This is a genomic window from Blastococcus sp. CT_GayMR20 (assembly GCF_004570345.1).
In genome coordinates this window covers 1-10,056 of the sequence record NZ_SPQM01000158.1, presented here as the reverse complement: position 1 = coordinate 10,056, position 10,056 = coordinate 1, and the positions used below count along the sequence as shown (strand labels likewise).

Genomic DNA, 10,056 nt, shown 5'->3' with positions numbered 1-10,056 from the left:
GGACGACGAGGCCTGGGACGACGCCGCTGCCCGGCGCACCGCCCGCGGCTGGCTGGACGGCGCCGGGCTGAGCGCCGAGGGCCTGGCGATGGTCGCCGCCATCGAGGCCGACACCGACCGGCTGGCGCTGCGCCCGTGGCGGGCGCTCGGCGACGTCGGCTGCGACCGGCTGGCGGAGCTGCTGACCCCGGTCCGCCGCGCGGTGGTCGCCGCCGGCGAGTGGCCCGCCGGGAACCCGATCGGCGTCCCCGAACCCGACTGAGGTGCCGAAATGGCGATTTCGGCACCTCAGGTGACGCGGGAGCGTTCGGCCGGGAAGTCCTTCCAGGAGCCGTCGGCAAGGACGGCGCGGAAGCGTTCCATCGCGTCCCACACGTCGACGAACCGCGTGTAGAGCGGCGCCGGTCCGAGACGCACCCGGTCGGGGGTCCGGAAGTCAGGCACGACCCCGCGGTCGATCAGCGCCTGCGTCAGCTGCCACGCCTGCGGATGGGCGAAGGTCACGTGCGATCCCCGCCGGCCGGCCGACCGCGGCGACGCGAGGACGACGCCGTGCGGAGCCAGCCACCCGTCGGCCAGCGCCACCACCAGCTCGGTCATCGCGCGCCCCTTCGCCGCGAGACGGCCCACGCCTGCCTCGGCCACGATCCCGGCACCCACCTCGAGGGCGGCCATCCCGAGAACCGGCGGGGTGCCGGCGCCGAACCGCTCGATCCCGGGCGCCGGGTCGTAGACCGGCCCCATCTCGAACTGGTCGCGCTGACCGAACCAGCCCTGGATCGGCGACCGCAGCTGCGTCTGCAGGTCCTGCCGCACGTAGAGGAACGCGGGTGCACCAGGCCCGCTGTTCAGGTACTTGTAGGTGCAACCCACGGCGAGGTCGGCGCCGGCCGCGGTCAGTCCGGCCGGCACGGACCCCACGGAGTGCGACAGGTCCCACAGGACCAGCGCACCTGAGTCGTGCACGAGGCGGGTGATCGCCGGCAGATCCGCCAGCGCCCCCGAGCGGTAGGCGACGTGGGAGAGGACCACCACGGCCACCCGCTCGTCGAGGGCCGCCGCCAGCACCGTCGGGTCGAGCCCCTCGTCGAGGTCGGCCGGGATCTCCCGCACGGTCATCCCGCGCTCCGCGGCGACGCCGGCCACGACGTAGCGGTCGGTGGGGAAGTCGTCGGCGGAGCAGACCAGTACGTCCCGGCCGGGCCGCGCCCGCGCGCCGGCCGCGAGCAGCTTGTAGAGGTTCACCGTCGTCGTGTCGCCGACCAGCACCTCGCCCGGCCGGGCGCCCAGCACCCCGGCGGCCAGCGCGTCCCCCAGACGCGTCGCGGTGCCCACCCACGACGCCCAGGACCCGACCAGCCCGGTCGCCCACTCCTCCTCGACGACCCGTCGCACCGCGGCCGGGGTGGCCAGCGGCATCCGCCCGAGGGAGTTGCCGTCGAGGTACAGCAGGCGGTCGGGTCCGTCGTCGTCCGCGCCGGCGAAGCGGCTCCGGAAGCCGGCGAGTGGATCGGCCGCGTCCAGGGCGACGGCGGCGTTCCTGGTCAGGTCCACGTGATCTGTCTACCGGGTCCAGGGCTAGCGTCGCCGTCCGTGACCCAGCTGCACGACCTCACCGCGCTCGAGCAGGCCGCCGCCGTCCGTGCGGGAGAGGCCAGCCCGACCGAGCTGGTCGAGCACTTCCTGGCGCGCATCGACGCGCTCGACGCCGGCCTCGGCGCGTTCGTGACCGTCACGCCCGAGCAAGCCCTCGCCGCGGCGGCCGCCGCCGAGGCGCGGCTGGGCCGTGGCGGCGAGCTGCCGCCGCTGCTCGGCGTCCCCACGGCGATCAAGGACCTCAACAACACCGCCGGCGTACGGACGACGTTCGGCTCGCGGGTCATGGCCGACTTCGTGCCGACCGTGGACGACGCGGTCGTGACCGCCCTGGCCGCGGCCGGGACGATCAGCCTGGGCAAGACCAACACGCCGGAGTTCGGGTACCCCTGCTACACCGACAACGACGTCGCCGGGCCGGCGCGCTGCCCGTGGGACCCGTCCCTCCTCGCGGGCGGCTCCAGCGGGGGAGCGGCGGTGGCGGTCGCCGCCGGGATGGTGCCGTTCGCCCAGGGCAGCGACGGCGGCGGCTCGATCCGCATCCCGGCGAGCATCAACGGGATCGTGGGGGTCAAGCCCAGCCGCGGGCGGATCAGCAACGCCCCGCTCGGCGCCGACGTCACGGGGCTGGGGACCAGCGGGCCGCTGGCTCGCACCGTCCGGGATGCCGCGGCGATGCTCGACGCGATGAGCGGTCCGGTGCTCGGCGACTTCGCCTGGGCGCCGCCGCTGCCGGCCGGGGAGACGTTCCTGCAGGCGGCCGACCGCTCGCCGGGCCGGTTGCGCATCGGCCGGTACCTCGAGTCCCCGCTGTCCGGTGTGGAACTGGAGCCGGAGATCGTCGCGGCCTTCGAGGACGCCGGGAAGCTGCTGGAGAGCCTTGGCCACGACGTCGAGGACGTGCCGCGCGGGCTCGTTGGCCCCGAGGTCCTGCCGTCCTTCGAGCGGGTGTGGGCGCTGTCGGGCACCCTGCTGCCGGTTCCGCCGGACCGGGTCGGCGAGCTGCGCCCGCTCACGCGGGAGCTGCGCGCCCGCGGGTTGGCGATGTCGGCGCAGGCGGCGATGGAGTCGCTGACCGCGCTGCGGCTGTTCGCGCGCAGGTTCCTGCAGGCCACCGCTGCCTACGACGTCCTGCTGGCACCCGTCGTGACCATGACCCCGCGTCCGGTGGGCTGGTTCGACGCCGACGGCGACGGCGCGGAGGACTTCGAGCGGAACAAGCGGTACGCCGCGTTCACGGCGCTCTTCAACGTCACCGGCCAGCCCGCGGTGAGCCTGCCGCTGCACTGGACGGACGGCGGACTGCCGGTCGGGACGATGCTCGTGGGGCGTCCGGCGGACGAGGTCACGCTGCTCGCGTTGTCCGCGCAGGTCGAGGCTGCGCGGCCGTGGGTGAACCGCCACCCCGCAGGATGGGACTACACCCGTTGATCCTGCGGCCGGACCGGTAAGTTGTCGCCCGTGAACGTGGCCGAGACCCTCCTCGTCTTCGTCGGCGCCCCGCTGGCCGTCGTCCTCGTCCTTGCGGCGCTGATCTTCCTCCCGGGCGGGCGCAAGCGTCCCCGGTACAGGTCAGGGCAGCCGTGGCCGCACGAGGCTGTCTGGTACGAGCCGCATCCCGAGGGTCCGGCCGGCGGCCACGGCGGCGGCTACGGCGCGGGCGTCCCCGGTCAGGGAACCCTGGCCGTGGGGTCGTCGGTCTACGGCGAACCGACCGACGGGCACGGCTCCGGATCGCACGGCGCCACGACCGCTGCTGCTCCGCCGGCCCCCAGGGGCGCCGGCGGTCCGCTCGGCGGCGCCCGCGGGACCTGGTGAGCCGGCCGTGACCGCACCGACCCACTCCGACGTTCCCACGACTGACGCCCCGGGAGGCCGGCGATGACCCGCGCGCTCGAAGCCGAGTCCCACGACACGGCCACCGACCAGACCGCCCCAGCCCGGACGGACGAGGGCAGTTCCCTCGACCGCATCTTCACGTGGCAGGAGCTGGCCCGCCTCGACGAGGCGCTGACCATGTCCTCCCGCGAGACCGGGCTGCGCTTCACGCTCTACATCGGCGATCTCGGCAAGCGCACCCGCGTCACCGCCGAGGAGCTGCACGCGCGCTCCGGTACGAACCCGTCGGAGGCGGTGCTGCTCGCGGTCTCGCCGGGGCAGCGGGTCGTCGAGGTCGTCACCGGTGCGACCGCGGCCCGCCGCATGCCCGACCGCGCCTGCGCGCTCGCCGTCCTGTCGATGACGGGCTCCTTCGCCGCGGGCGACCTCGTCGGCGGCATCGTGAACGGTCTGCGCCAGCTCTCCGACCAGGCCGGCCACCCGGCGTCCCTGCGCCGCCCTCACTGAAGAAGGACACCCCGTCCACCCCACCCTTCGCACGCTCAGGGCGGAACCCGGGACGGGGCCGAACCGCTGCCCATGTTCCGATCGGGGAGCCTCCGGCCCCCGCGATCGGCCCACAACCGTCGGCGGATAGGCCCGGGGCTACCGCAGGTTCGCGTCGGCGTCCCGTTCCCGGGCGCGCAGCGCCCGGGCGACGCCGTCCCGACCCTCGAAGACCAGCCGGCGCAGCGGTGCCGGGTGGTTGCCGTCCGCGAGCCAGGCGTCCGCCGCCACGATGGTGCGCGGCTCGACCACCGGCGGGAACAGGTACTGCACCGCGTTCTTGGCGATCTCCCCGGGGCGGCGCTCCCACAGCGGGCGGATGTCGGCGAAGTAGCGGTCGACGTAGCCGGCGGTGAGCTCGCGCTGGGCCGGGTGCCAGAAACCCGAGAGCAGCGCCTCGTGCACCGCGTTCGGGACCTCGTCGTCGTGGCAGGCCCGCTGCCAGGTCTCCTCCTTCGACTCCGCGGTCGGGCGGAGGGCGCGCGCCGTGGCGGCCCGTCGGATGCCGGTGGCGGTCGCGTCCCGCTCCAGCTCCGCGTCGATCTCCGGGTCGCCGGCCGCGCCGATCGCGACCAGCCCGGAGAGGAACGCCCAGCGCGCGTCGGTGTCCACCTCCAGGCCCTCGAACGTGCGTGAGCCGTCGAGCAGGCCGCGCAGGACGGCGGCGTGCTCGTCCGTGCGGGCCGCGCTCGCGAAGGTGCGCGACCACTGCAGCTGGCTGTCGCTGCCGGCCGGTGCGCTCTCCAGCGCCGCGAGGGCGTGGTCGGCCAGCTGCGTCCAGCCCGTCGGCGCCCAGGTGGGGTCCGCGTAGGAGTTCAGCGCGGTCTGCACCCGGGCCAGCAGGGCCTGGACGACGCTGATCTCGGTCTCGGCGTCGACCCCGGCCAGCACCAGCTGGACCCACTCGCGGGCGGGGAGCTCGGCGTCGCGGGTCATGTCCCACGCGGCCGACCAGCACAGCGCCCGGGCGAGCGGGTCCGGGATGGCGCCGATCCGCGTGCGCAGCGTGCTCAACGAGCGCTCGTCGAGCCGCAGCTTGGCGTAGGTGAGGTCGTCGTCGTTGACCAGCACGAGGTCGGCGACCGGGTGACCGATCAGCTCGGGCACCTCGGTGCGGGCACCGGCGACGTCGAGCTCGACGCGCGAGCTGCGCGTCAGCCCGTCGGGACCCTCGCTGTAGAGGCCGACGGCGAGGCGGTGGTTGCGCAGCACGGGGTGCTCGGCGACGGCGGTCTGCTCGATCGCGAAGCTCGCGTACCGGCCGTCGTTGGTCAGCTCGAAGACCGGCCGCAGCGTGTTGACCTGGCTGGTCTTCAGCCACTGCTCGACCCACTCCGACAGGTCGCGCCCGGAGCTCTCCTCCAGCGGCGCGAGCAGGTCGGCCAGCGCGGTGTTGCCGTACTCGTGACGGCGGAAGTAGCGCTGGACACCGGCGAGGAACTCGTCGCGGCCGACGTAGGCCACGAGCTGCTTGAGCACCGAGGCGCCCTTGGCGTAGGTGATGCCGTCGAAGTTCACCTCGACCGCGGCGACGTCGGGGATGTCGGCGGCGATCGGGTGGGTCGAGGGCAGCTGGTCCTGCGCGTACGCCCAGGCCTTCTCGGTGTTGGCGAACGTCGTCCAGGCGGTCGTGTACTCGGTCGCCTCCGCCTGGCAGAGGGTGCTGATGTAGGTCGCGAAGGACTCGTTGAGCCACAGGTCGTCCCACCAGCGCATGGTCACCAGGTCGCCGAACCACATGTGCGCCAGCTCGTGCAGCACGGTCTCGGCGCGGCGCTCGTAGCGCGCCCGGCTGACCTTCGAGCGGAAGACGTAGTCCTCGAGGAAGGTCACCGCGCCGGCGTTCTCCATCGCCCCGGCGTTGAACTCCGGCACGAACAGCTGGTCGTACTTGTCGAAGGGGTACGGGTAGTCGAAGACCCGGTGGAAGAAGTCGAAGCCCTGCTTGGTGACCCGGAACAGCTCCTCGGCGTCGAGGAACTTCGCCAGCGACGCCCGGCAGTAGAGGCCGAGCGGGATGCCGTCGTGGGAATCGGTGACCCTGGCGTAGGGCCCGGCGATCAGGGCGACCAGGTAGGTCGAGATCCGCTTGGTCGGCGCGAAGTGGGCCAGCTGGGAGCCGGCGGGGCCGGCCTCGATCGTGCGGCCGCCGGTGTTGGACACGACCTGCCAGTCGAACGGCGCGACCACGTGCAGCGTGAAGGCCGCCTTGAGGTCGGGCTGGTCGAAGCAGGTGAACATCCGCTTGGCGTCGGCCGGCTCGAACTGGGTGTAGAGGTAGACCTGCCCGTCCTCGGGGTCGGCGAAGCGGTGCAGGCCCTCGCCGGTGTTGGAGTACCGGCAGTCGGCGACGACGACGAGGGTGTTCTGCTCGGCCAGCCCGGGCAGCGGCAGGCCGCCGGCCTCGGTGTAGGTGCTCACGTCCAGCTCGGTGCCGTTGAGCGTGGCCGAGTGGACCGTCTCGGCGACGAGGTCGATGAACGTGTCCGCGCCCGGACGGCGACTGGAGAACTCCACGGTCGTCGTCGAGCGGAACGTGTTCTCGCCGGGGTGCCCGGCGCCGTCGGTCACGTCCAGGTGGATGTCGTAGCTCTGCACGGCGAGCAGTTCGGCGCGCGCGGCGGCGTCGGTGCGGGTCAGGTTGGGAACGGCCACCCGGCCAGCTTTCCATGCACGGGCGACAGGTCCGGCGGCACGCCGGGACGGGCGTTGGTTGCGCGAGGGAACAAGTCGTCGCCGATCCGGATTGTTGGGGGCAGCAGGTGCGGCAGGACGACGCCGTGCCCACGAGAGACGCGAGGAGCCCCCGATGACCGAGGCAGTGCAGAGCGCCCCCACCAGGGCCCGCGTGGACTTCTGGTTCGACCCGCTGTGCCCGTGGGCCTGGCTGACCAGCCGGTGGGTCCTCGAGGCGGCGAAGGTGCGCGACATCGACCTGCACTGGCACGTCATGTCGCTCGCCGTCCTCAACCGCGGGCGCGACCTGCCCGAGGAGTACCAGAAGATGATGGAGCAGGCGATCGGCCCCGTCCGCGTCGCCATCGCCGCGGCCGAGAAGCACGGCGACGAGGTCCTCGGCGACCTCTACACCGCGATGGGCACCCTGCGGCACCACGAGAAGCTGGAGCTCGACGAGCTGATCGCGCCCGCCCTCGAGCGGGTCGGGCTGCCCGCCGAGCTCGCCGAGGCCGCGACCTCGACCGAGTACGACGAGGCCCTCGAGAAGAGCCACCACGCGGGCATGGACCCGGTCGGCGACGACGTCGGCACGCCGGTCATGCACATCGACGGCGTCGCGTTCTTCGGCCCGGTGATCAGCAGGGTGCCGACCGGTGAGGACGCCGGCAAGGCCTTCGACGGCGCCGTCCTGCTCGCCAACCTCCCCGACTTCTGGGAGCTCAAGCGCACCCGGCTCTCGGGCCCGGACATGGACTCCGTGCCCGCGGACACCCTGGAGCTCACCTCGCGCCGCTGAGCCTCCGCGTCAGCCGGGGGGCCTGCTGCTCCCCGCCGGGTCGGCGCTGTCGGCCGGCGCCGGCGGCTGCGGCGGGATCTCCGGCGCCGCCGCGACAGCCACCACCCCGGGCGTGACGTCGGTGGCCAGGTCCTCGTGCCGGATGTTCAGCCCGACGAGGGTGACGACCGTGACCACCGCCAGCATCCAGGCGGCGACGATGAACGCCCGCGACGTCCCGTAGGTCTGGGCCTCCAGGGCCACCTGCTGGAGTTGTGCCTGGGTCGGCGGTCCGCCGAGGGCGGCCAGCAGTTCGGGCGTGCGCTGGGTGATCGCATTGGCGAACACCGTCCCCAGGACCGCGATGCCCACGGCGCCGCCGACCTGCTGCACCGTGTTGAGCACGGCTGAGCCCACACCGGCGTCCGCCGGGTCGACCCGGCTCACCGCGGTGAGCGTCAGCGGTACGAAGATCAACCCCATCCCGACGGCCTGGACGACGACCCACGGCAGGACGCCGCCGGCGTAGCTCGAGTCGACGTCGAGGCGGCTGTAGCCCCACATGGCAAGGACGGCCAGTGCTCCGCCGGCTGCGACGATCCAGCGGGGGTCGACGCGGGAGACGAGCGCCGAGGCGATCTGGGCGGCGACGACGATGCCCACGGTGAACGGCAGGAACGCGAAGCCGGACTCCAGCGGGCTGTAGCCGAGCACCTGCTGCACGAACAGCGACAGGAACAGGAACATCGCGAAGAGGGCCGCGCCGACGACCCCCATCACACCGAAGCTCACCGCGCGGGTCCGGTCCGTGATGATCCGGATGGGCAGCAGGGCGTGTGGGGAGCGGACCTCGATCACGAAGAACGCGGCGATCAGCAGGACGGCGGCGATCAGCGGGATGAGGACCAGGTCGTCGGACCACTCCTGGGGCAGGCCCGTATCGGCGTCTGTCTGTGCCTTGCGGTTCAGGCCGTAGACCAGGGCTGCGAGCCCCAGTGTCGCCGTCAGCGCCCCGGGCAGGTCCCAGCGGCCGCGCTGCGGCGCGGACTCGGCCAGGAACCGTGGTGCCAGGACGGCGACCAGCAGCCCGATCGGCACGTTGATCAGCATCGTCCAGCGCCACGACGCCTCCGTGAGGGCGCCACCGAGGATGAGCCCGACCGCCGCGCCGGCACCCGACATGGCCGCGTAGACGGCGAACGCCCGGTTTCTCGGCGGGCCGGCCGGGAACGTCGTGGTGACCAGTGCGAGCGCCGTCGGGGACGCGGCGGCCGCACCGCCGCCCTGCAGGACCCGGGCGGCCAGCAGCTGCCACTGTTCCTGGGCGATGCCGGCCAGCAGGGAGCCCAGGGAGAACAGCAGCACGCCCCAGATGAAGACCCGCCGTCTGCCCAGCAGGTCGCCCAGCCGCCCACCGAGCAGCAGCAGCCCGCCGAAGGCGATCGCGTACGCGGTCACCACCCACGTGAGGTCGGCATCGGAGACGGCCAGGTCCTCCTGGAGCCGGGGGAGCGCGATGTTCACGACCGACCCGTCCAGCACGACCATGAGCTGGGCCGTGCTGATCAGGACGAGGGCGACCCACAGCGGCCGGCCTCCGGGACCGGTCCGTCGGCCGCCGTCCGTCGCCGCCGCGGCGTCGGGTTGCTCGGCCGGTGGCCGCGGGTCCGGACCCGGGGCCGGTGGCCGCGGGTCCGGACCCGGCGGGTGATCGGTGGCCATGGGTCCTCCTCGTGAGACCGCGCGGGACGCTAGTCACGGAGACGGAGCAGCGGGTGCGTCCGTGACATCACGGAGGGGCCACCACCGGCGCGTGCTCCGTGCCTGCGACCGGCCGGTCACCCGTCGTTGCACCACGCCGGGACCAAGGTCCCGGACGGCGTGCGGCATGCTGTCGCGGTGCCGCACCCCGTCCGTCAGCGCATCCTGATCACCGGCGCCAGCTCCGGCCTCGGCGAGGGCATGGCGCGCCGGTTCGCCGCCATGGGCCGCGACCTCGCGCTCGCCGCCCGTCGCACCGACCGGCTCGAGGCGCTGCAGGAGGAACTGCTCGCCGCCCATCCCGGTATCCGCGTCGAGATCGCCGCGATGGACGTCGACGACCCCGAGTCGGTCGCGACCGTCGTCCCCGAGCTGGTCGCCCGGCTGGGCGGGCTGGACCGGTTCGTGGTCAACGCCGGCATCGGCAAGGGCGCGTCCATCGGCACCGGCACGGCGTGGGCCAACCGCGCCGTCCTGCACACCAACGTCCTGGGCGCGCACGCGCAGTGCGAGGCCGCCATGGAGGTCTTCCGCGCACAGGGCGCCGGACATCTCGTGCTGATCTCGTCGGTGGCGAGCATCCGCGGGATGAAGGAGACCAGGACGGCGTACGGGGCGAGCAAGGCCGCGGTCAACGCGCTGGCCGAGGGGATCCGCTCCGACGTCTGGGGCACCGGCATCACCGTGACGACGATCCTGCCGGGCTACATCGCCACCGACATCAACGTCGGCCGCCGCGGCCCGTTCACCGTCGACCTCGACACGGGCGTCGACGCCCTCACCGCCGCGGTCGAGCGGGAGCCGGTGCGCGCCTTCGTCCCGGCCTGGCCGTGGCGCCCGATCGCCCGGCTCCTCCGCGT

8 protein-coding genes and 1 pseudogene are annotated in these 10,056 nt (G+C 73.6%); 6 read left to right on the top strand and 3 right to left on the bottom strand.

Annotation, left to right across the window (positions count from 1 at the left end):
* Positions 1 to 262 (top strand): annotated as a pseudogene (locus E4P40_RS23480) (hypothetical protein); the annotation flags it as partial.
* A gap of 26 nt (positions 263 to 288) precedes the next feature.
* Here the strand turns inward: E4P40_RS23480 and kynU are convergent.
* Positions 289 to 1,554 carry a kynureninase gene (kynU, locus tag E4P40_RS23475; RefSeq protein WP_135160797.1) on the bottom strand — a complete coding sequence of 422 codons (1,266 nt, stop codon included), beginning with the start codon at positions 1,552 to 1,554 and terminating at the stop codon, positions 289 to 291.
* A gap of 39 nt (positions 1,555 to 1,593) precedes the next feature.
* Here kynU and E4P40_RS23470 point away from each other — a divergent pair, with 39 nt between their 5' ends.
* The 3 genes from E4P40_RS23470 (at position 1,594) to E4P40_RS23460 (ending at position 3,942) form a co-directional block, all read left to right on the top strand.
* Positions 1,594 to 3,027 (top strand): amidase, encoded by a 1,434-nt coding sequence (locus E4P40_RS23470; protein ID WP_135160796.1) that lies wholly within the window; start codon positions 1,594 to 1,596, stop codon positions 3,025 to 3,027.
* 30 nt (positions 3,028 to 3,057) lie between these two features.
* Entirely contained in the window at positions 3,058 to 3,414 is a 357-nt protein-coding gene (locus tag E4P40_RS23465) for a hypothetical protein (protein WP_135160795.1), read from the top strand.
* 63 nt (positions 3,415 to 3,477) lie between these two features.
* Positions 3,478 to 3,942, top strand: a complete 465-nt coding sequence (locus E4P40_RS23460) for a DUF5130 family protein (protein ID WP_135160794.1) — start codon at positions 3,478 to 3,480, stop codon at positions 3,940 to 3,942.
* Between the two features lie 138 nt (positions 3,943 to 4,080).
* On the opposite strand, the gene pepN is transcribed toward E4P40_RS23460, so the two are convergent.
* Positions 4,081 to 6,636, bottom strand: a complete 2,556-nt coding sequence (pepN, locus tag E4P40_RS23455) for an aminopeptidase N (protein WP_135160793.1) — start codon at positions 6,634 to 6,636, stop codon at positions 4,081 to 4,083.
* Positions 6,637 to 6,790: 154 nt separating this feature from the next.
* Between pepN and E4P40_RS23450 the strand changes: the two genes are divergently transcribed.
* Entirely contained in the window at positions 6,791 to 7,456 is a 666-nt protein-coding gene (locus E4P40_RS23450) for a DsbA family protein (RefSeq protein ID WP_135160792.1), read from the top strand.
* A 9-nt stretch (positions 7,457 to 7,465) separates the two neighbouring features.
* Here the strand turns inward: E4P40_RS23450 and E4P40_RS23445 are convergent, their stop codons facing one another.
* The gene (locus E4P40_RS23445) at positions 7,466 to 9,157 is read right to left on the bottom strand and encodes an MFS transporter (protein WP_135160791.1); all 1,692 of its coding nucleotides are present in this window, start codon (positions 9,155 to 9,157) and stop codon (positions 7,466 to 7,468) included.
* Positions 9,158 to 9,334: 177 nt separating this feature from the next.
* Between E4P40_RS23445 and E4P40_RS23440 the strand changes: the two genes are divergently transcribed.
* A partial coding sequence (locus E4P40_RS23440; RefSeq protein ID WP_135160790.1) for an SDR family oxidoreductase occupies positions 9,335 to 10,056 on the top strand: 722 nt, incomplete at its 3' end.

Excerpts from the sequence above, each read along its gene's own strand:
- E4P40_RS23460 (WP_135160794.1), top strand. The coding sequence starts at position 3,478 with ATGACCCGCGCGCTCGAAGCCGAGTCCCACGACACGGCCACCGACCAG.
- E4P40_RS23450 (WP_135160792.1), top strand. The coding sequence starts at position 6,791 with ATGACCGAGGCAGTGCAGAGCGCCCCCACCAGGGCCCGCGTGGACTTC.
- E4P40_RS23445 (WP_135160791.1), bottom strand. The coding sequence starts at position 9,157 with ATGGCCACCGATCACCCGCCGGGTCCGGACCCGCGGCCACCGGCCCCG.